A 21,847-nucleotide genomic window follows, 5' to 3' on the forward strand; every position below is an offset into this window, starting at 1 on the left:
GCGTAATCCAATCCGCCAACCTTGTTTGTCCCTCTTTTCAATAGTGCTCGCCATTGCTGTAGTAGGCACTCTTGACCAAAGGGATCACCTGCACCACCACATAGATCTGCTCCCCCAGCACCCGTTTCAAATGGCGCGTGATAAGGCGCGTGGCGGCGTCCTGCATCTCTTGTGGCCGCTCGAACCAGTGCAACTCGACAAACGGAAATCCCGTCTCTGGCTCGCCGTTGCGGATCCAGCAACTCTCCACCCGCTCCATGGTGACAAACTCCGGCTTGCCGCCGGTCAGCTCGCAAAGCTCGGTCAGCAGCGGGCCGCTCACCTGTTGCAGGGTATCGAGCGCCACGGCGCGAAAACGAAGATGGGGCATGGCAAACCTCTTGGTTATCTGAAATGAGGACTTATCATAGGAGTTATTGTCAGCAAGAGAAGTCACCCGGCGCATATTAAGGATCCCCATGAGATTTCATCGCACCCTCTTTGCCTTCCTGCTCTGCCTGCTGCTACCGCTGCACGCCTTTGCCGAGCCCGCCTTCTATCGGGTGAGCAAGGGCAACCAGCAACACTGGCTGCTGGGCTCCATCCATGCAGGTAAACCAACCCTCTATCCTCTGCCCGAGCCGGTCGAGCGCGCCTGGCTGCAGAGCCGCTCACTGGTGATGGAGGTGGACATGAACAGCATCACGCCGGATCAGTGGCAACAGACCGGCTCCCTCACCCGGCTGGTGGATGGCAAACCGCTCAAGGATCATCTGCCTGCCGAGCTCTATCAACGCACCCTGATGGCGGGGGCCCGCTATGGCATCGACGAGGCGACCCTCGCCACCCTGCGCCCCTGGTTTGCCGCCATTACCCTGACCCAGGCCGCCATGGCCCGCTCCGACTTCAAGAGTGAACTCGGGATAGACCAGCACTTTGCCGTCCGGGCCGCCAAAGAGGGCAAACCGGTGGTGGGCTTTGAGACCCTGCTGGAGCAGCTAGGTTATCTGGCCAGCGTGGGTGATAACCAGACCCTGATGCTCGCCAGCACCCTGGATGAGCTACCGATGCTGGAGAGTGGTTTCGCCGCCGTGATGAAGGCATGGCAGCAGGGGGATGAGGCGACGCTGATCAATCTGCTCAAGGAGGAGATGGCCCCGCCCGCGCTACAAAGCTGGATGGAGCAGACCCTGCTGGCCGAGCGCAACCACAACTGGCTGAAGAAATGGTCCACCCTGCCCAACGAGAGCTTTATCGTGGTAGGCGCCCTGCACCTTTATGGCGAACAGGGGTTGCTGGCGTTGCTGGAGCAGCAAGGGTGGCGCATTACCCCGCTCACCACACCGGGCCCTGTGCAGGCTCGGTAGCAAGGAGTCCAGTGAGAACGATCACAGATCGCACTGGTCATTAAACAACCTGCAAGGGAGTTGATCGGGATCATCCCGGACAGGGCAAAGAGGTATTTATCATGCCTGTCATCAACCGGGTGACAGGAGCAATAAAATGGACTTTTGGCTGGACCTGATGTTTGGCAACAGCGTGGGATTGATGTCGATGCTGGTGATTATCGGCACCTTCTTGCTCATCAGCTCTTACGCGGCCTACTTCATCTACAAGGTGATGCACTCGCAACCGCCTCATTCACAGCAACCCCATTCTCAACAACCCAAAGAGGGCAAATAATCCTCTGACCACAGGCGGCAGTTCACACTGACCGCCTGTGCTGTTTTATGGTTCGCGACTGTGATTCCCGGGCCAGGATGCACCAGTGTCCATGCCGGGTGCCCCTTATCCCCTCCCCCTTTCCCCGTTTTCTGTGCCGGTTGCGGCCGTTATAATGGCCCCCACTTTTTCTTATGGGGAGCCTGCCGTGTCTCATAACGACGAACTCTCGCTATTCATGAATGAAGTGGCCGACGTGCGGCCCATTCGCAGCGACAACATCCATCCCCATGCGGCCAAATCCGCCCCGACCGAGGCGCAGCTCGCTCGCCGTCAGGCTGCCACCGCCGAGCAACTCGCCCTCGACCACCTCACCATGGAGGCCATCGAGATGCGCGATCCGCACGAAATCGTCGGCTTCAAGCGTGATGGGGTGCAGGAGGGGGTCTACAAGAAGCTGCGGCTCGGCAAATACGAGCTGCAAGCCAGCCTGGACTTGCACCAGAAAACCCTCAACGAAGCGCGCCAGACGCTGGTGCAGTTCATTGCGGATTGTGAAGTCCGGGATATCCGCTGCCTGCTGATCCTGCACGGCAAGGGGGAGCGCAGCACCCCGCGCGCCCTGCTGAAAAGCTATGTCAGCGCCTGGTTGCCGCAACTGCCCGCCGTTATGGCGATCCACAGCGCCGAGCGTCGCCACGGCGGCAGCGGTGCTCTATACGTGCTGCTGCGTAAAAGCGAACGCAAAAAAGCGGAAAACCGCGAACGGCACCAGAAGCGGCTCGGCTAATCCGCCTCTCGCCCCCACGCCTTTGGCCCGCCTGCATGATGGTGGTCAACGATGCTGCGGCGGTGTTAGCATCGAACGGCCCCGAGCATGCCAGGTACGGGGCGGTATACCATCAGGGACGATAACAAGGACAATCCCATGTCATATCAAAAGCTTGAACAACATCAGCAGCAGATCCACCGCTTTAGCCACCTCGCCGCCATCTGCGGCTGGGATCAGGCGGCCATGATGCCGGAAGGGGGCAACGATGCCCGTGCCGAAGCGATGGCCGAACTCGGTCTGCTGATCCACCAGAAGCGCACTGCTCCCGAGCTGGGCGACTGGATTGCCAAGGCCGAGAGCGAACCGCTCGATGAAGTACAACGTGCCAACCTCGGCGAGATCAAGCGCCAGTGGCAAGATGCCAGTCTGCTGCCCGGTGAGCTGGTCGAAGCGCTGTCACTCGCCGGCAGCAAGTGCGAGCATGCCTGGCGCAGCCAGCGCAAGAACAACGACTGGGCCGGTTTTTCCCCCAATCTCGAGGAGGTGGTGAAACTCTCCCGTGACGTGGCGCAGCTGCGGGCCGATGCGCTTGGCGTGCGCCCCTACGACGCCATGCTGGCGCTCTATGAGCCGGGCATGACCAGCGCACGGCTCGATCAGATCTTCGGCGATCTCGCCAGCTGGCTGCCGAACCTTATTCAGATGGTGAGCGAACAGCAGAAGGGCGATGCCCTGCTGCTGCCGCAAGGCCCCTTCCCCATCCCGATCCAGCAAGCGCTCGGTCAGGAGGTGATGGGACTGCTCGGCTTTGATTTCGCCCACGGCCGGCTCGATGTGAGCAGCCACCCCTTCTGTGGCGGCGTGCCGACCGACGTGCGGATCACCACCCGCTACAACGAGCAGGAGTTTGTCTCCAGCCTCATGGGCATAGTGCACGAGACCGGCCACGCCCGTTACGAACAGGGGCTGCCGCGCCATCTGCTGGGTCAGCCGGTGGCCGAAGCGCGCTCCATGGCAATCCACGAGAGTCAGAGCCTGTTTTGTGAAATGCAGCTGGGCCATCATCCGGCCTTCCTCGCACTGCTGGCACCACGCATTCGTCACCACTTCGGCGAACAGGCAGCGTTTGCGCCGGACAATCTGGCCAAGCTCTACAGCCGGGTCGAGCCGGGCTTTATCCGGGTCGATGCGGACGAGGTGACCTATCCGGCCCACGTTATCCTGCGCTACGAGCTGGAGCGCGATCTGGTGGAAGGGAAGATCGAGGTGGCCGATATCCCCGAGCTGTGGAACACCAAGATGCAGCAGTGGCTGGGGCTCTCCACCAAGGGCAACTACCGCAATGGCTGCATGCAGGATATTCACTGGACCGACGGCTCGTTCGGCTACTTCCCGAGCTACACCCTGGGCGCCATGTATGCCGCCCAACTGCGCTTTGCCCTCGAGAAAGAGCTGGGCAGCATGGGTGAGGTGATCGCGGCGGGCCGCCTGCCGGAGATCTTCGGCTGGCTCGGACGCAACATCTGGTCACAGGGGAGCCTGCACAGCACCGACGAGCTGGTGCGCCGTGCCACCGGTGAAGCGCTCAATCCGCACTGGCTGCGCCAGCATCTGGAACAGCGCTACCTGAAGTAATGAGCGCAGTAAGCTAACAGCAGAGCGGAGCCCTTTTTAGTTGACCACTACAGGGCCCCGTTTTTATGGCGGTTCATTTTTATGGCGGTGCATGGCACAGCAGGCCGTCACGGCAATGCTGTAAAAAGAGAGGGTTCAGAGGGGGTCCGGGGAACCCAGCAACTCGCGCAGTTGCAGGATATTGCCCTCAGGGTCGAAGGCGTTGCGCACCATAAAGCCGGGCCCTGTCCACTGCTGTGACAACAAACCGCCGCCGAGATCCGCCGCCTTCGCTTCCGCCCAGGCGAGGCTGGAGACGGTGAAGAACAGTTTGATGGCCCCCTCTTCCCGCAGCGCCGGCGGCCGCTTGATAACGACTTGCCCAGCATAGGACGCAGGAATGGCGTGGATGAGCAGCTGGATATCGCTGTTTTCCAGCACCACCAGCTGCTCATCCTGACTGCAGACCACCATCTGCAGCAGGATACGGTAAAAGTGGGTCAGCAGGCCCGGATCCTTGGCATAGATCAGGGCACCGGCGCGAGCGGGGCCTGGCATGGAGCACTCCTCAACAGTGAACGGCTGGGTGGACAGATCTCCACCTTCTCACAGTTGCGCGCCCCATTCGATCCTTTTTAGCGGCTCGCCAGCCTCACTGCACAAAGTGCCACTGTCGCAGTGCCAGCGTCGGAGGCGGCCCCTGATCCTCCCCCAAATCTGCCATGCCCAGCGCCTCGTCATAGTGCACCCCGCCCGCACCACTCTCGGTCAGGTGCTTGGCACGCACCGCCCCGTACAAACCGCCACTTCCGCTGATCTTCATCTCGGTGAGTGGGGCATAGAGGGCGGCATAGAGCGGGGTATTGCCCGACAGCTTGATCCCATCCTTGCCGCTATACGCGGAATAGAGGGAGATAGCAGGCGTACCGCCAGCAGTCAGCCCCTGTTTGGCTGCCGTCACCTCGGCACCGGCCCCGAGATCGACCTTGCCGCTGACGATCAGGGTCAGGCTGCTCCCCTCGCTCACCGTCAACTTGTTGCTGCCAGTCATGGTGAAATCCTTGTCGATCAGCAGCACCACATCCCCCTTGATGGTGAGCTTGGCATCGGCCCCCATATTGAGGCTGTCGAGCTTGTAAACGGTCTGCTCCTTGCCAAACAGCTCCCCCTTGCCGGGTAGCGGCAGCCCGGGCTTGTGCTGGTTGCTGCTGGTGACCGAGCCGGTGGAGGGATCCGTGGTCAGCACCATCTGCTGGGTGGCCCCAAGCGTCAGGGGGCCATTGATGGGCAGCGTTGCAGGGGGGAACGATTTGGGCAACGCGGCCACATTGAGCGGGTCACACACCTGCCCGGCCACAGGTGGCAGCTTGGGATCATTGCGATACTCGGGATCCAGATACTTCTGGTTCGCCTGATCTTTAAAAAAGCCAGCACCACCATAACTGAGTTTGCCGCTGTCGATACTGGTACCCCAGTCCATGGAGACATTGCCATTGACCGCCACCTGACCACCGATGCGCCCCCCTTTCAGGGTCAAACTGCCGCCCCCTTTCACATTGCCGGAGACCCGGACAATCTTGTCCGAAGAGGGGGAGATAATGACGTCGCTCCCGGCATTCACGTTGCCGGAGATGGGAGAAGATCCGTTCAGGGTCACGGAGCCGGTCGCCCGTACATCGCCCCAAATTGGCGAATTGCCGTCGAGCACCACATTGGCCTTGTCACTAACGGTCGCCACCTTGGCATTCTGGTTAATGTTGGTGCCGCCATATTTGCCCTTGCGCGAGTCATAGCTGTCGATAAAACCGCTACCGGAGAGGCTCAGCCCTTCACACGCCACCACCGAATCCTGAAAGATGAGATTGCCGGGCTCGCGCTTGAGGGCAAACAGCGCGTTGAGGCTGGCATTGCCCTCCAAATAGCGGCCATGGCTCTGCAATGCCAGCTTGCTCCCGGCGGAGGCATCCAGCTGTTCGATGCTAAAGCGGCTACCCGCCATGGCCCCTTCGCCCTTGCTTGGCACCTTCTGCACCAGCTGAGCCCACTCTATCCGCGGTTCGGCGCCAAGGGCCTGATGCAGGGCACGATAACTCTCGTTCATCCCCTGCTCGGCACTGAGCTGCGCATTGATCTTCTTGTGAAAATTGCCGCTCAGGCGAGTTTGCAACTGGTTCTCCTGAATGCTGGTAAACACCAGCAGACTCGACAGCAGGCTCACCACCAGCACCACCAGCAGTACGGCTCCCCGCTGCCCCTGCAATCCCTTGTTCATCCCGCTCCCCCTGCTGTGGCGTTGGCACCGGATGTGGCCAACGCTGCCGCCCAGACCGCCTTGCGGCGGGCCACCTGCACCTCTACTCCCGGTGCCAGATAGCTGGGCAGCCCTTCGGGCAAGATGCGGATATTGACCAGTGCACCCTGCTGGCCGAATTCAAGATCCTGAAGATGGGCCAGCAACAGGCGCGGGCCATCTCCGTCATCGCAACTGAGTACCGGCGGCGTGAAGCGGTACTGCTCGGTAAAATCGGCGGTTTTCTGGTTGCCAAGGCAGGAGAGCACCTGACTGCCCCCCTCTACCTTGAAAGCCAGCGTCAGGCGATCAGGGGTCACGGCTATCAGCTGATCCGCCTGCTTGATGCTGTTGGTAAAGGTGAGAGTGGCAAAGCGCAGCACTTCGTTCGCCTGCTCCAACGCCTTGCTCTGCTCGACCGTGCTCTTGATCGGGGCGTAACCGGCAAAAATCGCCAGCATCAGCATCAGACCGAGCACCATAGAGATCATCAGCTCGACGAGACTGACGCCTCGTTGCCGTGAGGGGACACTCAGCATAAAGGCGGAAATCCTGCGTTCAGCTCCACCCGCTTGGCGCCGGAGACCCGCTCATCCTGCCACTCGATAGCGACCACAAAATTGTCGCTATAACGGTTCGGTAGCACCAGCCGGTGGCCATCCTGCAGGGTGAAGCGGGCAAGAAAATCGGCCTGGGTGAACCGCTCGGGCTTGCGCTGCACTTCGCACAGCGAACTCCAGATCTGCTCCACGCTGTTGCTCGCCTCTATGGTGGCCAGGGTGCTCTGCAAGCTGTAATGCGCTTGCTGCAACGAGACCACCTGCCCCTTGGCGAGACCGAGAAACACCATCACCGCCAACACCATGGAAACCATGATCTCCACCAGATTGAAGCCTTGCTGGCGGGCAAGTGCGGCGTATCTCATGAGCAGCTCCCTTGCAGCAGCTGGCCGCTCGGGGCCACGCAAAGGACCCGCTGCTCACCGAGGCGATTGGCCAGAATGATCTCGGCGTGGCTGCTGCTGCCGGTTGGCGCGATCTGGATGGGGTCAAACGGCTTGATCACCACGCCGCCACCGGGAGCCGATGCCTGACGCAACCGCTGGCTGTCGGCCATCACCTCCCAGCCACCGTTCTCGGTGCCCTGCAGTACCACCGGCAGGGTCAGCTTGACCGCTTCGCTGCGGGCAAAGCGGTATGCTGACGCGAGTTCGGTCGCGCTGCGATCGAGCCGTTCGGCCGCGAGGCGCTGACTCATGGAGGGCAACCCGACCAATAGCAAGATGGCGGCTATACCGACCGTGATCATCAACTCAATCAGAGTAAATCCGCGCACATTCATCTTATGATCCCCAGCAGTCATGGCGATTGGCCGCGCGATAACCGGTCTGATCGAGGGTCAGAGTGCCGCACTCATCCTGTTGTCGCGTCGTTGGAATGGCTTTAAGCAGGTAGTCGCCAGCATCTTGCTGGCTGTAGCTGAACTGGTAGAAATCCGTGTTGGAAGGGGTAGCAAACGTGTCTGGATAACGGCCCTGTTGGGTATAGATATGTTCGAGGGCGAGCGCCTGCTCCAGCAATTGCTGCTGCGCTTCGTAACGACGTCCCTGTTGCAGATAACCCTGATACGCTGGCAACGCGATGGCCGCGAGAATGCTGACAACCGTCATGGCGATCAACAACTCGATCAGACTAAACCCCCGGCAATGGGGCCATGCCTTACAGTCGTTCACTTATCATCCTTGGCAAGTGTTGTTGTTATTGGTCGGCCCTGGGCCGCAAACGTGATGACTTAATAATCATCAAAAATTAACTAACTCGATTGAACAACACAAAATCGCCACACTCAATGTAAAAAAGATAGTTATGTGATCTGTTATTAATTTTTAAGCACTTTTCGCCGCCACTAATCTCGCTATGCAAATAAAGCTAAGCCAATCGTGCCTACGAACCGTCCGTTATGCTCCCTTCTGTCGAGCCGAGAGATATGAATAACAGCGTGACGAAGAGTGAAACCCGGCCGTGCAATGAAAGAGCAAAAAAACCTTTGGCCAATTTTTGCTATCCCTGTCCGTTTCTGGCTAGTCACGGCCCCCGAGCCCCCTTACTCTCTTGCCATCTATTCCAGCAAAGCCGCCAACACCATGAATGCAAAGCACAGCCCTGAGTCGTCACCGGATGAGGTAATCAACACCCTCAGCCGCGAACAGTGTCACGCCGCACGGCTCGCGCGCGACGCGCGCTTCGATGGCCGCTTCTATACTGGCGTGCTCTCGACCGGCATCTACTGCCGGCCTGTCTGCCCGGCACGGCCACCGCACGAGCACAATGTGCGCTACTTCCAAAGCGCCGCGGCCGCCGAGCTGTATGGGCTGCGACCCTGCCTGCGCTGCCGCCCTGAGCTGGCCCCCGCAGCCCGTGGCGATCTGCCGGTTGAACTGGCACGTCTGCTGGCGCGCATCGATCGCGGCGAGCTGGCGGAAGGCACGCTCGCCAAACTGGCCACTGAGGCAGGGATCAGCGAACGCACCCTGCGCCGCCAGTTCGAGCAACATCTCGGCGCCTCACCAAAACAGGTGGAGCAGACGCGCCGCCTGCTGCTCGCGAAACGGCTGCTGACTGAAACCGGGCTGCCCATTACCGACATCGCGTTTGCCGCCGGCTTTGCCAGCATCCGCCGCTTCAATGACGCCTGGCTCAACGCCTACGGACTGGCCCCGCGCTCCCTGCGCCAGCAGGAGCAGCACGATGACGCGCCAGAGCACATGAGTGCGCAGCCCCGCGGCGCAACCCTGACACTGCAACTGCCCTACCGCCCCCCATATGACGTGGCGGCCATGCTGGCGTTCTACCGGCTGCGGGCAATCCCGGGGCTGGAGCGGGTAGATGGCGAGGTGTATGAGCGGCGCTATCGGGTCGGCGATCAGGTCGCGCAGGTGCGTATCGCGCAGGGCAAGGGGCATAGCCTGCAACTCACCGTGCATGACCTGCCGCTCGCGGCACTGCCCGATCTGCTCTACCGGGTGCGCCGGATGTGGGATCTCGATGCCGATATGCAGCGGATCGGTGATCTGCTCGGTCAGGATCCGCTGCTCGCCCGCTTGCAGGTGCGCTGGCCCGGCGTACGGCTGCCGGGTGGCTGGGACGAATACGAGGTGATGCTGCGCGCCATCGTCGGCCAGCAGGTCTCGGTCAAGGGAGCAATTACCATTCTGGGGCGACTGGTGGCACGCACCGAGGCACAATTCGGGGTGGCGCAATTGCCGACCCCCGCCCAGCTGTGCGAACTCGATCTCGACGGTATCGGCATGCCCGGCAGCCGCATTCGCACCCTGCGCGGAGTGGCACAAGCACTGGCCAGCGGTGAGCTGACCCTCACTACGGCCAGTGACGAGCAGTTGCTGGCGCTACCGGGTATAGGCCCCTGGACTGTCTCTTACTGGCGGCTGCGCTGCGGGCTGGACACCGATGCCTTCCCCGCCTCCGATCTGGTGCTGCAAAAAGCGCTGGGGGGTGGCACCAAGCTGCCGGTGAAGGAGGTGTTGGCGCAAAGCGCCGCCTGGCAGCCGTGGCGCAGCTATGCGGCCAGCTGGCTGTGGCACGCCATGAGTGAAGCGCCCAATTTGCTGCTCCATGCCACCGGCAACGAACAACAGCCAGATACCCAACCACAGGAGATAACCCCATGATCCGCTACGATATCCTGCCGACCCGCTGCGGCGATCTGCTGGTTGCCATCAATGAATCTGGTCTGGTACACGTGGACTTTGTGGCGGGCCTGCGGGCACTGCCCGATATGAGTTGCTGGCAGCAAGACCATGGGGCGTTGGCCCCCTTCCTCGCCGAGTTTGACGCCTATTTTGCCGGTCGCTTGCAGCGCTTCTCCCTGCCCCTTGCCGCCCGTGGTACCGCCTTTCAGCAGGCGGTGTGGCAAGCGTTGTGCGACATACCCTACGGCGAGACCCGCAGCTACGGCGATATCGCTCGCGCCATCGGCAAACCCGATGCGGTGCGGGCAGTAGGCGCAGCAAACGGCCGTAATCCGCTCTCGATCATCGTCCCCTGCCATCGGGTGATCGGCCAAAACGGCAGCCTGACCGGCTATGCGGGGGGATTGGAGATTAAAAAAGCACTGCTGGCGCTGGAGAGGGGCAATTAAAGGAGGGTGGGCAGAGAACCTGCGATAAAAAACTGCCCCTTTCCGGACGAAGAAAGGGGCTCATTGCTCAGCGTTTCAGGCTGCCCATCACATGCATTTCGCAGCGATTGCAGTCAAAGCGCAGGCGGAAGGTGTCTTTACCCATCTTGAGCTCCAGCGGCTCAGCCTTGAGACCTGGCACCTCGTTCGGGCAGAGGTTCTGGCTATAGCGGATGCAATGCTTGGTGATCATCAGCACCACTTCCCGCTCCTCCTTGTTCGCTTCATAGGCGGGGGCAATGCGCTCCACACCGTGCTCATGGAAGAACTTTTCAGCCGCGCTGTTAAGCACGTTGCCAAGGTAGGAGAGACGGTGCTGGGGATAGTTGATATCCCGCAGGGCGATCCGTCGCTCGGGGCGCTGGTAGCTGGCCACGCGAGCCGCCTCCAGCGCAGCAATGCCATCCCGGCGCAAACCGTTGAGCTGTGATGCGGCGATAAATAGCGGCCTCGTTACTGCCAACTCAATCTTGCGTGCCACAAACAGGGTATTGCCGAGTTTGCCAAGCTGATCCCGCGCCTGTTGCAGCGCCCGCTCCGGGTTGTCGGCAGGCTGCTTGTCGCAAGGCAGGGTCACCGCAACGCTGATGCCCTGCTCGTCGGTGAGCGTGAGGCTCACTCCCTCATCACACTCAGTCAGCACCATATCGACCCGGATGCGGCGATCCGCGCTCGCCTTCTCCAGCATCTTGCTGAACGCCTGATCGTGGTTGCGGTAGATTTCGGTCCCCACCTTTAGCCCCGGCATGCGTTCTGACAGGAGTAACTGCTTACCTTCGACCTTGTTGAGGCGCATCCCCACCAGCTCGTTGTTCGGCTTGAAGAAGCCCAAACCGTCACCGTTGTTGAGGGTGACCGGTTTGCCGTCAATCTCGATACCGTCACGGGTCACCTTGGTGACACGCCCGAGCGGTTCACCCACATATTTCGGGCTCTTGGTGGAGTCGATCCCCTGCTGGCGGCCATGGAGGAAGTAGTCGGTGCTGCCGCGGTTGAAGCTCTTCTTGGGGTCAGGCGTGAAGCTGTAGCTGCAACGACCAGCAGAGGCTGCGACCAGATCGGAGCGACTATCCAGAATGGCGTCCAGCTTCTGCCGATACCAGGCGGTGACGTTTTTGACGTAGTCGAGCCCCTTGAGACGCCCTTCAATTTTGAAGGATCGGATCCCCGCCTCGATCAAGGCCTCCAGGTTGTCGGTCTGATCCATATCCTTGAGCGACAGCAGGTGGCTGTCGGCCACCAGCACTTCACCGTCCGGCTTTTGCAGCGAGCAGGGCAGGCGACAGAGCTGGGCACACTCGCCGCGGTTGGCACTGCGACCGGTACGGGCATGACTGATGTTGCACTGGCCGCTGTAGGAGACGCAGAGCGCGCCGTGGATAAAAAACTCCAGCTGCACATTGGTCGCCGCACTGATCTCGCGGATCTGCGCCAGCGACAGTTCGCGCGCCAGCACGACCTGAGAGAAACCCACATCCTGCAGAAACTTCACCTTCTCCGGCGTGCGGTTGTCAGTCTGGGTACTGGCATGGAGCGCGATGGGAGGCAAATCCAGCGCCAGCAGCCCCATATCCTGGACGATGAGCGCATCGGCACCAGCTTCGTAAATTTGGTGGGTCAGGCGCCGGGCCTGCTCCAGCTCGTGATCGTGCAGCAGGGTGTTGAAGGCGACAAAGACCTGAGCGCCAAAACGGTGGGCGTGACGTGCCAGCGCTTCGATATCCTCGATGGAGTTGCCCGCCGCACTGCGGGCGCCAAAAGCCGGCCCCCCCATGTAGACGGCATCGGCACCATGGTTGATGGCTTCGATGCCGTAGGCGAGGTTCTTGGCCGGAGCCAGCAGCTCCAACCGGTTGTTGTGGCTTAACGGGTGCTTGTTCTGGTGCATGGTCTCGGGATCAGGGCGGACAGCAAATGGGCGCTACTCTAGCCCATTCACCACCCGCATGCCTTGATCCCGCTTAAGGTATCTGCGAAATACAGGATTAGATAACCACCTTGAGTGCCAGTCCCAGCAGCACCAAGCCGCTCACCTTGTCGATCACAAAGGATTTGGCTTTAAGCCACGCCAGCACAGGCCCGCGCGAGAGCACCAGCGCCACCAGCACGTACCAGACGGCATCGATCCCGCCCGCGGTGAGCATCATGATGCCCCCTTCGCTCCAACCGGTATCGGCCCGCACAAACTGGCTGAACAGAGCGATGAAGAAAACCGCCAGCTGGGGGTTAAGGAAGGCCACCATAAAACCTTCAAAGGCCCCTTGCCGACCGCGCAGTTGATGCACCTCTTCATTCCCTTCGTCACTGGCTGGTTTTGCCAGCAGGGCTTTCACCCCGAGCCAGGCAAGAAATGCGGCGCCGCCGTAGCGGATCAGATCAAACAAGATCGGAGTCTGGGTGATCAAAATGGAGAGGCCGAGCGCCGTGACCAGCGCATAGATACCAACCCCGAGGCCGTGTCCGAGCGCGGTGGCGACGCCGTGCCCTTGCCCGCCCTGCACCGTGTTGCGGATGATCAGCGCCAGACTCGGCCCCGGGCTGATGGCGCCCATCACGCAGATTGCGGCCAGTGCCAGCCAACTCGTCAGTTCCATGCTTTTCCTCTTTTGTGCTCGATATGATGCCCTGCATTCAGGGTACGGGCTGAGCCATTATGCCAGTAGTGAAAGTTATGAATAGATTCCATAACCAATGGCTATGGCACCACACAACTGACTGCGGCTAACCGCCGAGATCGAGCAGCTTGCGACTCTCGCCGACGGTACGTTGCAGGTGATCCCGCAGGAATGGGTAGGCCAGCTCGCGAAACCAGCGGTGGGCCGGATCCTGATGATGGCGCTGATGCCACAGCAGATGATACTGCTGGTCGCGGGTAGCAAAGGGCAGATCGACAAAGGTGAGCTCATGGCCGCAGGAAAGCTGCCAGGCGATATGAGCCGGAGTGGTCATCAGGCAATCGGTGCGCAGCAACACCTCCACTGCCGCCTGAAAGAAGGGAACTCTGGCAAACCAGCGCCGACTCAGTCCCTGCGGCGCCAACACCTGCTCAACCGGACTGTCCTTGTCGCCTCCCCCGCTCACCTGCAGGTGAGTCCAGGCGAGATAGTCATCGAGACTCAGCGCCTTGCCCGCCAGCGGGTGATGACGTCCCATCAGCACCGCCAGCCGATCTTCCCCCTGATGCAGACCTCGGATCTGCTCCGGTACCAGCTCGGTGATGGTAGAGACCAGATCCAGCTCGGACTGCCACAACTGCGGCAGCTGACGTTTGTCCCACAGGCTGTACTCCAGCGCTGCCAACGGCGCCTCTTTGGCGAGCGCGGCACAGATATCGGGCAGGATATGCTGGGCCACATAATCGGAGGAGGCGAGTCGAAATACCCGCTCGCAGCGGCTCGGGTCAAATCCGGGTGCCTCGTAGAGCCGCTCCAGCGCACCGAGAGAATCCGCCAGCTGGGCGGCCAGCGCTTCGGCACGCGGCGTCAGCAGCCAGCGTTGCCCCTCCCGCACCAGCAACTCGTCATCAAACTCGCTGCGCAACTGGGCAAGCTGCTTGCTGATGGAGGGCTGACTCAGGTGCAGCAGCTCGGCGGCGCGGCTGATATTACGGGTCTCCAGCAGTACCTTGAGGGTCGGCAACAAGTTGAGATTGGCTCTGAGCAAGGAGATACCCTCATCGGTGGTGAAACGCCTATCTTAGGGCAGAGGAGTCCCGCGTTTTAAGCAAAATTTCCAGCCATGCTCAGCACGTTGCAGCCCTTTGCGACCAGATGGCACAGCTGAGCTCCCCGCACATAACCATGACCACAAGATGACAGTGTTTGTCTCGTACGGCATAATTGCACGATTTTCCGCCCGCGGGCGATCCACTTTGAGAAGCGGTAACAAGATGAAATACGCCAATATCACCGGCTGGGGCAAATGCCTGCCTCCCTCCGTGCTGACCAACGACGACCTCAGCACCATCATGGATACGTCAGACGAGTGGATCTATCCGCGCACCGGCATCAAGGCCCGCCGGATCTCCCATGTCAGCACCTCGGATCTCGCCACCTTGGCCGGTCGCCGCGCACTGGCCTGCGCCGGTCTGGAAGCGAGCGACCTCGATGGCATCATCCTAGCCACCGCCACCCCGGACAACCTGCTGCCAAGTGCCGCCTCTGCGGTGCAGAAGAAGCTCGGTGCCGTCAATGCCGCCGTGTTTGATCTCAACGCGGCCTGCACCGGTTTCGTCTACTCTCTCTCGGTCGCCACCTCGCTGGTGCAGACCGGCATGATGAAAAAGGTGCTGGTGATCGGCGCCGAGCGCCTCACCTACCTGCTGGACTGGGCACGCCGCGATACCGCCGTGCTGTTTGGCGATGGTGCCGGTGCCGTGGTAATCGAGGCGAGCGAGCAGGAGTGTGGCCTGATCGCCAACAAGCTGGGCTGCGACAGCGAAGCGCGGGAGATCCTGCACGTACCGAACTTCGGTACCGATCGGGTGCGTTTTGCCGATATCGATGGGCTGTTCACCTTCAACTTCGAAGGTCCGGAGATCTTCAAACGCGCCGTGCGCGGCATGGGTGAAGCCACCAGCACTGTGCTGGCACAGGCCGGTATTGCGCCGGAGCAGGTCGACCTGATCGTGCCGCACCAGGCCAATATCCGCATCATCGAGACCCTCGCCAAGCGGATGAATGCGCCGATGGAGAAGGTGATGGTCAACATCGAAAACTATGGCAACACCTCCGCAGCCACTGTGCCCATCGCCCTGTGCGAAGCGCTGGAGCAGGGCCGCGTCAAGCCGAACTCCTATCTGCTGACCGCTGCCTTCGGTGCCGGTCTGACATGGGGAGCCGCCATCATCAAGTGGGGCGATCGCGTCACCCCCATCAAGGCGTGCGATGCTGAACTGCCCCCGTGCGACAAGAGCGCGCTGGAGCTCATCGCCCACGCCGTGGAAGGTTGCCAGAAGGCTCACGCCAACGAGGCGTGATCCTCATCAGGAGCCTGAATCCTCAGGCTCCTTCTCTCCTTTTCATCCCCACCTGGCTCTTCCCCCCACTTCGCAAGCCACTTGATACGGCAATCGCTGATACAAACAACTCCGATTTGCAGCCAATTAATTTTTTTCCGCTAACCTTATTGTGCCAACTATAAATAAAGAAAAGAGCGTCAAGGGGCACCATGACGGTTGCAGTCCCGCGCCTTTACCTCTTACCAAATAATTGCACAGGGATAAGCTACGTATGGCACAACACAAAAGTGGCGTGAACACACCGCTTTGGGAACCGGTTTGCTGGATTTGCTGCATCGGGCTTGCTCTGCTGAGCTGCCTGTTGCTGCAGCTCGCCGATGCGCTGTCACCTCTCTACCTGCTGCTCAATGTGCTGGTTGGTATTGCCGCCGCGCTCTGGACATCGAGTCACTTCCACCAGCACACACTCCGACATCGTGCAGGAGAGGAACAAACCGTCGCAACCGATCCTCTCGCCCACTCCATCATCGGGCTCGAACAGGTGTGCGAGAAGGCACTCCCCATCTGGTCCCAGCAAATTGAAAGCTCTCGTCAACAAACCGAAGCCGCGATGATTGACCTGACTCAACGCTTCAGCGGCTTGGCCAACAAGCTGGAAGAAGCAGTCAATGCTTCTCATCTGGCAGCCGGAGAATTGGGTGATGCCAATTCTCGTGGCATGGCAGGAGTCTTGAGCGAGAGCCAGCAGCAGCTCAATGAAGTGGTTGCCATCCTGCATTCCGCCCAGGCCAATCGAGACGCCATGCTGGGTGAGATAAAAAGCCTGACCACCTACACCATAGAGCTCAATACCATGGCCATGGATGTGGCCAAAATCGCCTCCCAGACCAACCTGCTGGCCCTCAACGCAGCCATTGAAGCGGCTCGTGCAGGGGAAGCAGGCCGTGGCTTTGCTGTGGTCGCTGATGAAGTGCGCAACCTCTCCCGCCTCTCCAGCGAAACCGCCCAGAAGATGACCGACAAGGTAGACACCATCAATACTGCTATCGGCCGCGCATTCCAGATTGCCGAAAATGCTGCCGCACGGGATCACGCCTCGGCGCTCAACTCGGAGCAGACAATCGAACAGGTACTGGCCCGTTTTCGCCATGCCACTGACAGCCTGGCGGAATCCGCCTCCCTGCTGCAAAACGAGAGCACCGATATCCATCGCGAAATCTCCAGCGTCATTGTCTCGCTGCAATTTCAAGACAGGGTCAGCCAGATCCTCAGCCACGTCAGACAAAACATGGAGAGCCTCTCCAGCCATCTGGTTGCTTCGGAGCAGAGCAGCAATGCGACAGGGCCAATCCAGATCGATGCCAATCGCTGGCTAGCAGAAATGGAGCTCTCATACGCCACCGACGAACAGCGCAATATTCACCATGGTCGCACCACCCGTTCTGTCAACGCGCAACCAAGCAGCGCCGACATCACATTTTTCTAGGAGAGAGATATGGGCAAAACGATCCTGATCGTGGATGACTCGGCAACTATTCGCCAAGTCGTGGGCATGACCCTCAAGGGAGCCGGTTATGAGGTCATGGAAGCCTCTGACGGCAAAGATGCGCTCAACAAACTAGATGGCAAGAAGATCAACCTGATCATCAGTGACGTCAACATGCCGAACATGGATGGCATCACCTTCGTCAAAGAGGCCAAAAAGCTGGCCAACTACAAATTTACCCCTGTCATCATGCTGACCACCGAGTCTCAGGACAGCAAGAAGCAGGAGGGACAAGCCGCGGGAGCCAAAGCTTGGGTGGTCAAACCCTTCCAGCCCGAACAGATGCTGGCCGCAGTCGCCAAGCTCATCATGCCGTGATCCGGAGCGCATCATGCAACTACAGAGTGAGCTACTCGACAACAAGGTAGTGGTGACCATGCCGGACGAGATCACCATTTATACAGTCAGCGAGCTGAAAGATGCTCTCTCACCCTTATTGCATCAGGGGAACGAACTGGAGCTGAATCTGGCAGCGGTATCCGAGATAGACAGCGCCGGGCTGCAACTGCTGCTGGCAGCGAAGAAAACCGCTCTGCAGCAGGGCACCTCCCTGGCGCTGGTCTGGCACAGCCATGTTGTGCTTGAACTGCTGGAGCTCTGCCAGCTCTCGGCCTTTTTTGGCGACCCCACCCTCATCACCCATGGCGAACGGCCCTGAGCCACCATGACAAGGAGTCACCGTGAGCATCGATCTTGATCAGGCTTTACAAACCTATATCGCCGAGGCACGCGAGTTGCTTGAAGAGATGGAGTCAGCCCTTCTATCACTGGAATCTGACCCTGACAATAGCGAGCTGATTGGTGCCATCTTTCGTGCTGCTCATACCATCAAGGGGTCGGCTGGCCTCTTTGGTCTGCAACCCATCGTCGGGTTTACCCATATTGTCGAGGATCTGCTAGACCAGATCCGCAATCAGCAGCTCACCGTCACCTCTACTCTGATTAAGGATCTGCTGGAGAGCTGTGACCATATCCAGACGCTCATCAGTGTCGTTGCAGAACAGGGCAGCACGTTAAGCGAGGGCGATGCCAACCAAGATGAACGGCTGAGGCTCACCCTCACTCGTCATCAGTGCGTCCCCCATACCACGCTGCCAGATACTGTGCATACGCCGGAACCCAAGATCGAAAAAGAGGGAGGAATTACCAGCTCCGCCTCCTTGTGGCATATATCCCTGCGTTTTGGTCCCGATGTGCTGCGCAATGGCATGGATCCGGCCGCATTTCTGCGCTATCTCGGCACACTGGGAACCATATGCTCGGTGGAGACCATCCATCAGGCGTTACCGGATTGGGAACAGTTCGATCCGGAGAATTGCTACCTAGGCTACGAGATAGACTTCGACTCGCAGGCAGACAAGACGGCCATCAGCGATGTCTTTGAATTTGTCAGAGATGACTGCCAGATCACCATCTTGCCACCCCACAGCAAGATCGCCGAGTACATCAACCTGATCGAGTCGCTGCCTGAAGATAGCGCCATGCTGGGGCAGTTGCTGGTCAACACCGGCGCCCTGACTGCAGAGGAGTTAGCAAGCGGTCTACAGACACAACAAGCGGCCCCGGCAGAACAAGCGCCCAGACTCGGAGAAATCCTGATTGCGCAGGGTGCCGTCAACGAAGCCGTTGTCGATGCAGCCCTGAAAAAACAGAATCAGACCAAAGAGAGCAAGAGCAAAGAGGGCCGTTACGTCAGGGTGCATGCCGACAAGCTGGACGATCTGATCAATCTGGTCGGGGAGTTGGTAGTCGCCAGTTCAGGGGCCAATCTGCTGGCCCAACGCACCCGCGAAAGCCAGCTGCAGGAAGCCACCTCGGTCATTGCCATGCTGGTGGAAGAGATCCGCGACAGTGCACTGCGCCTGCGCATGGTGCCTATCGGCGATACCTTCAACCGCTTCCAACGGGTGGTGCGCGATGTCAGTCAGGAACTGAACAAGGATATCACTCTGGTGATCTCCGGAGCTGAGACCGAACTGGACAAGTCGGTGGTAGAGAAGATCGGCGATCCGCTGATGCATCTGGTCAGAAACTCGATGGATCATGGCATCGAATCGGCAGAGCAACGGCTGCTGGCAGGCAAACCCCCCCGTGGCACCCTGAATCTCAATGCCTATCACGACTCCAACAGTATCGTCATCGAAATTCGGGATGACGGCGCAGGTCTCAACAAAGCCAGGATCCAGCAAAAAGCCATCGAGCGCGGCCTGATCAGCCCAACCACCACGCTGACGGATCAGGAGATATACAACCTGATCTTCGAGCCGGGGTTCTCTACCGCCGAGGCGATAACCAACCTCTCCGGTCGCGGGGTGGGCATGGATGTCGTCAAACGCAACATCTCTGCCCTGCGCGGCACAGTCGATCTGGACAGCATCCCGGGAAAAGGAACCCGTGTGCAGATCCGCCTGCCGCTTACCCTTGCCATCATCGACGGCTTCCTGGTGCGAGTCTGCGACACCCACTACGTCATTCCCCTCGATATGGTGATCGAGTGCGTTGAATTGACCCAGAGTGCACTGTCCGATACCCAGGGTCGCAATTACATCAATTTGCGTGGCGAGGTGCTGCCCTTTATCCGCCTGCAACACTACTTCGATACCAATGGCAGCAAAGGGAGGCGCGAGAACATTGTCGTGGTCAGCCATGCAGGCAAAAAATCCGGACTGGTGGTGGATGAACTGCTGGGAGAATTCCAGACCGTCATCAAACCGTTGGGGAAATTGTTCCAGCGTCTGCAGGGCATTAGTGGTTCAACCATTCTGGGGGGGGGAGAGGTCGCCCTGATCCTCGACATTCCTTCGCTTATCCAGCACGCAATCACTCAGGAATCCTGTCAGCTCAACAGGTTGACAGTGTCGCGCAACCTGCCTCAATCCAGCATCAACTGAGGGGACCATCATGTTAAAAAATTCCACCATCAAATTGCGTCTTATTGTACTGCTCTGCATGCTCTGCCTACTGCTGCTGGCCGTTGGCAGCCTCGGGTTATACAACATGCAGAGCAGCAATACCGGATTGCAGCGCGTTTACAACGACAGGGTGGTTCCCCTCAAGCAGCTGAAGACTATCTCCGACAGCTATGCCGTCTCGATCATCGACAACCTCAACAAGGCCAATGCGGGGCTGATCCCGGCAGAAGAGGCTTTGAAGCAGATACAACAGGCCCAGCAGACAATCAAAAACGAGTGGCATCACTACCAGTCCACCACTCTCACACCAGATGAACAGCGTTTGTCAGCCGAGGCGACCACCCTGTTCAACGCGGCCGATACCGATATTGGCAAGCTGGAGAAATACCTAGCCACCCAGCACGGGATGATTACTGGCATGCTGAACAATTTTGACGGTGCCCTCTATGGCTCCATCGACCCGATAGGCAACAAAATCACCGAGCTGGTCAACCTGCAGCTCAATGTGGCCAAGTCGGAATATACCGCTGCGCAATCCTGGTATGACGTGATGCTGATAACCATGGCGGTGGTTATCGCGGTCGGCATCGGACTCGCAGCCTGGTTTGGCACCCTGCTGATCAAAAGCATCATCACCCCCATCGAACAGGCTCTGCGCGTGGCCAATAGTCTGGCCGATGGCAATCTGGATGTATCGATCCAGATAGAGTCCAACGATGAAGCGGGTCAGCTCTTGATGGCGATGGATAACATGGTCAAGAAACTGGGGGCATTGATCACGGATATCGAGACGCTGGTCACCGCCGCTGTCGAACAGGGCGACTTCAGCCACAAGATTGCGCTGGAGGATCGTCAAGGATATATCAAGCGGGTATCCGAGCTGCTGAATCGCCTCTCCCATGTGACAGATACCAGCCTGGAAGATGTGATGCGCATTGCCACCGCGCTCTCCAAGGGGGACCTGACCCAACGGATCGATGAGCCCTACCCAGGAATTTTTGGCCAGACCAAAGACGGCCTCAACCGGACCATAACAGCGCTGACCAATATCATCGAAGAGGTACGTAACGCCGCCGACAACCTGACCAATGCCTCCAATCAGGTGAGCAATACGGCGCAGGCATTGAGCCAGGCCACCAGCGAGCAAGCGGCCAGCGTTGAAGAGACCAGCGCCTCTATCGAGCAGATGAGCGCCAGCATCAATCAGAACACCGAGAACGCCAAGATCACCGACAGCATGGCCAGCAACTCGGTGCTGGAGGCAACCGAAGGGGGCCAATCCGTTCAACAGACGGTGACCGCCATGCAGCAAATCGCCAAGAAAGTCAGCATCATCGACGACATTGCCTACCAAACCAACCTGCTTGCCCTCAACGCCGCCATCGAGGCGGCTCGCGCCGGAGAGCATGGCAAAGGCTTCGCGGTGGTTGCTGCCGAGGTGAGAAAACTGGCAGAGCGCAGCCAGATCGCAGCGCAGGAGATTGGCGAGCTCTCCTCCGACAGCGTCAGCAAGGCAGAGCGGGCTGGCAACCTGCTGGAGAGGATCGTTCCCTCCATTCGCAAAACCTCTGATCTGGTACAAGAGATCAATGCTGCTTCCGGGGAACAGGCCAGCGCAGCCAACCAGATCAGTCTGGCCATGAACCAGCTTAATCAGGTGACACAGCAGAATGCGGCCAGCAGCGAGGAGCTGGCGGCCACGGCCGAAGAGATGAGCTCGCAAGCCAGCGAACTGCAGCAAACCATGGCCTTTTTTGCTCTGGAGAAAAGTGCGCAGCTCAACACCAGGCCCAATGAAACCGGCCACAAGGGCATGCCTCCCAGAGGCAGTTTCATCGCCCCCCCACAACGGGCCAGCCAGCCCAATCAACCATCATCCCATTCCATTGATGACGCGGATTTTGTCCGCTTTTAA

22 protein-coding genes are annotated in these 21,847 nt (G+C 59.5%); 12 read left to right on the top strand and 10 right to left on the bottom strand.

Annotated elements, in window-relative coordinates:
- Window positions 1-37: 37 nt before the first annotated feature.
- On the bottom strand, window positions 38-370 hold the full coding sequence (locus tag AB5Y71_RS19450; protein WP_120414912.1) for a DUF1904 family protein: 333 nt from the start codon (window positions 368-370) through the stop codon (window positions 38-40).
- A gap of 88 nt (window positions 371-458) precedes the next feature.
- Between AB5Y71_RS19450 and AB5Y71_RS19455 the strand changes: the two genes are divergently transcribed.
- The 4 genes from AB5Y71_RS19455 (at window position 459) to AB5Y71_RS19470 (ending at window position 4,048) form a co-directional block, all read left to right on the top strand.
- Window positions 459-1,346, top strand: a complete 888-nt coding sequence (locus AB5Y71_RS19455) for a TraB/GumN family protein (protein ID WP_120414911.1) — start codon at window positions 459-461, stop codon at window positions 1,344-1,346.
- 136 nt (window positions 1,347-1,482) lie between these two features.
- Window positions 1,483-1,662, top strand: coding sequence for a DUF3149 domain-containing protein (locus AB5Y71_RS19460; RefSeq protein ID WP_005338733.1), 180 nt, complete (start codon window positions 1,483-1,485; stop codon window positions 1,660-1,662).
- A gap of 187 nt (window positions 1,663-1,849) precedes the next feature.
- Entirely contained in the window at window positions 1,850-2,431 is a 582-nt protein-coding gene (gene smrA, locus AB5Y71_RS19465; protein WP_005338734.1) for a DNA endonuclease SmrA, read from the top strand.
- Between the two features lie 138 nt (window positions 2,432-2,569).
- Window positions 2,570-4,048 (top strand): carboxypeptidase M32, encoded by a 1,479-nt coding sequence (locus AB5Y71_RS19470; RefSeq protein ID WP_368172252.1) that lies wholly within the window; start codon window positions 2,570-2,572, stop codon window positions 4,046-4,048.
- Between the two features lie 135 nt (window positions 4,049-4,183).
- Here AB5Y71_RS19470 and AB5Y71_RS19475 read toward each other — a convergent pair whose 3' ends face one another.
- The 6 genes from AB5Y71_RS19475 to AB5Y71_RS19500 form a co-directional block, all read right to left on the bottom strand.
- A complete protein-coding gene (locus AB5Y71_RS19475) occupies window positions 4,184-4,585 on the bottom strand; it encodes a glyoxalase/bleomycin resistance/dioxygenase family protein (RefSeq protein ID WP_368172253.1) in 402 nt (133 codons plus the stop codon).
- Between the two features lie 94 nt (window positions 4,586-4,679).
- Window positions 4,680-6,299, bottom strand: coding sequence for a hypothetical protein (locus AB5Y71_RS19480; RefSeq protein WP_368172254.1), 1,620 nt, complete (start codon window positions 6,297-6,299; stop codon window positions 4,680-4,682).
- The gene (locus tag AB5Y71_RS19485; RefSeq protein WP_005338746.1) at window positions 6,296-6,856 is read right to left on the bottom strand and encodes a PilW family protein; all 561 of its coding nucleotides are present in this window, start codon (window positions 6,854-6,856) and stop codon (window positions 6,296-6,298) included. The genes AB5Y71_RS19480 and AB5Y71_RS19485 overlap by 4 nt, the downstream gene beginning before the upstream one ends.
- Window positions 6,850-7,242 (bottom strand): prepilin-type N-terminal cleavage/methylation domain-containing protein, encoded by a 393-nt coding sequence (locus AB5Y71_RS19490; protein WP_005338749.1) that lies wholly within the window; start codon window positions 7,240-7,242, stop codon window positions 6,850-6,852. Before AB5Y71_RS19490 ends, AB5Y71_RS19485 begins: the two co-directional genes overlap by 7 nt.
- Window positions 7,239-7,658 (bottom strand): GspH/FimT family pseudopilin, encoded by a 420-nt coding sequence (locus tag AB5Y71_RS19495; protein ID WP_005349592.1) that lies wholly within the window; start codon window positions 7,656-7,658, stop codon window positions 7,239-7,241. The genes AB5Y71_RS19490 and AB5Y71_RS19495 overlap by 4 nt, the downstream gene beginning before the upstream one ends.
- Before the next feature lies 1 nt (window position 7,659).
- A complete protein-coding gene (locus AB5Y71_RS19500; protein WP_335813015.1) occupies window positions 7,660-8,049 on the bottom strand; it encodes a type IV pilin protein in 390 nt (129 codons plus the stop codon).
- 411 nt (window positions 8,050-8,460) lie between these two features.
- On the opposite strand from AB5Y71_RS19500, the gene AB5Y71_RS19505 reads away from it, so the two are divergent.
- Window positions 8,461-10,005, top strand: coding sequence for an AlkA N-terminal domain-containing protein (locus tag AB5Y71_RS19505; RefSeq protein WP_335813014.1), 1,545 nt, complete (start codon window positions 8,461-8,463; stop codon window positions 10,003-10,005).
- Window positions 10,002-10,475 (top strand): methylated-DNA--[protein]-cysteine S-methyltransferase, encoded by a 474-nt coding sequence (locus tag AB5Y71_RS19510; RefSeq protein WP_331379049.1) that lies wholly within the window; start codon window positions 10,002-10,004, stop codon window positions 10,473-10,475. Before AB5Y71_RS19505 ends, AB5Y71_RS19510 begins: the two co-directional genes overlap by 4 nt.
- A 67-nt stretch (window positions 10,476-10,542) precedes the next feature.
- Here the strand turns inward: AB5Y71_RS19510 and AB5Y71_RS19515 are convergent, their stop codons facing one another.
- From AB5Y71_RS19515 to AB5Y71_RS19525, 3 genes are all read right to left on the bottom strand, one after another.
- Window positions 10,543-12,402, bottom strand: a complete 1,860-nt coding sequence (locus AB5Y71_RS19515; protein ID WP_368172255.1) for a U32 family peptidase — start codon at window positions 12,400-12,402, stop codon at window positions 10,543-10,545.
- Window positions 12,403-12,499: 97 nt separating this feature from the next.
- Window positions 12,500-13,108, bottom strand: coding sequence for a LysE family translocator (locus tag AB5Y71_RS19520; protein ID WP_058057313.1), 609 nt, complete (start codon window positions 13,106-13,108; stop codon window positions 12,500-12,502).
- Window positions 13,109-13,235: 127 nt separating this feature from the next.
- Window positions 13,236-14,177 (bottom strand): LysR family transcriptional regulator, encoded by a 942-nt coding sequence (locus AB5Y71_RS19525; RefSeq protein ID WP_368172256.1) that lies wholly within the window; start codon window positions 14,175-14,177, stop codon window positions 13,236-13,238.
- A gap of 226 nt (window positions 14,178-14,403) precedes the next feature.
- Between AB5Y71_RS19525 and AB5Y71_RS19530 the strand changes: the two genes are divergently transcribed.
- The 6 genes from AB5Y71_RS19530 (at window position 14,404) to AB5Y71_RS19555 (ending at window position 21,847) form a co-directional block, all read left to right on the top strand.
- Window positions 14,404-15,492 carry a ketoacyl-ACP synthase III gene (locus AB5Y71_RS19530; RefSeq protein ID WP_021230362.1) on the top strand — a complete coding sequence of 363 codons (1,089 nt, stop codon included), beginning with the start codon at window positions 14,404-14,406 and terminating at the stop codon, window positions 15,490-15,492.
- A gap of 784 nt (window positions 15,493-16,276) precedes the next feature.
- Window positions 16,277-16,960, top strand: coding sequence for a methyl-accepting chemotaxis protein (locus tag AB5Y71_RS19535; protein ID WP_224970223.1), 684 nt, complete (start codon window positions 16,277-16,279; stop codon window positions 16,958-16,960).
- Window positions 16,961-16,969: 9 nt separating this feature from the next.
- A complete protein-coding gene (locus AB5Y71_RS19540) occupies window positions 16,970-17,338 on the top strand; it encodes a response regulator (protein ID WP_005338778.1) in 369 nt (122 codons plus the stop codon).
- 13 nt (window positions 17,339-17,351) lie between these two features.
- Window positions 17,352-17,678: an STAS domain-containing protein gene (locus AB5Y71_RS19545; RefSeq protein WP_005349569.1), complete on the top strand. Its 327-nt coding sequence runs from the start codon at window positions 17,352-17,354 to the stop codon at window positions 17,676-17,678.
- 22 nt (window positions 17,679-17,700) lie between these two features.
- Window positions 17,701-19,911, top strand: a complete 2,211-nt coding sequence (locus AB5Y71_RS19550; protein ID WP_368172257.1) for a chemotaxis protein CheA — start codon at window positions 17,701-17,703, stop codon at window positions 19,909-19,911.
- Between the two features lie 10 nt (window positions 19,912-19,921).
- Entirely contained in the window at window positions 19,922-21,847 is a 1,926-nt protein-coding gene (locus AB5Y71_RS19555; RefSeq protein WP_368172258.1) for a methyl-accepting chemotaxis protein, read from the top strand.

Source organism: Aeromonas sp. R9-2, from assembly GCF_040908025.1.
Classification (GTDB): domain Bacteria; phylum Pseudomonadota; class Gammaproteobacteria; order Enterobacterales; family Aeromonadaceae; genus Aeromonas; species Aeromonas veronii.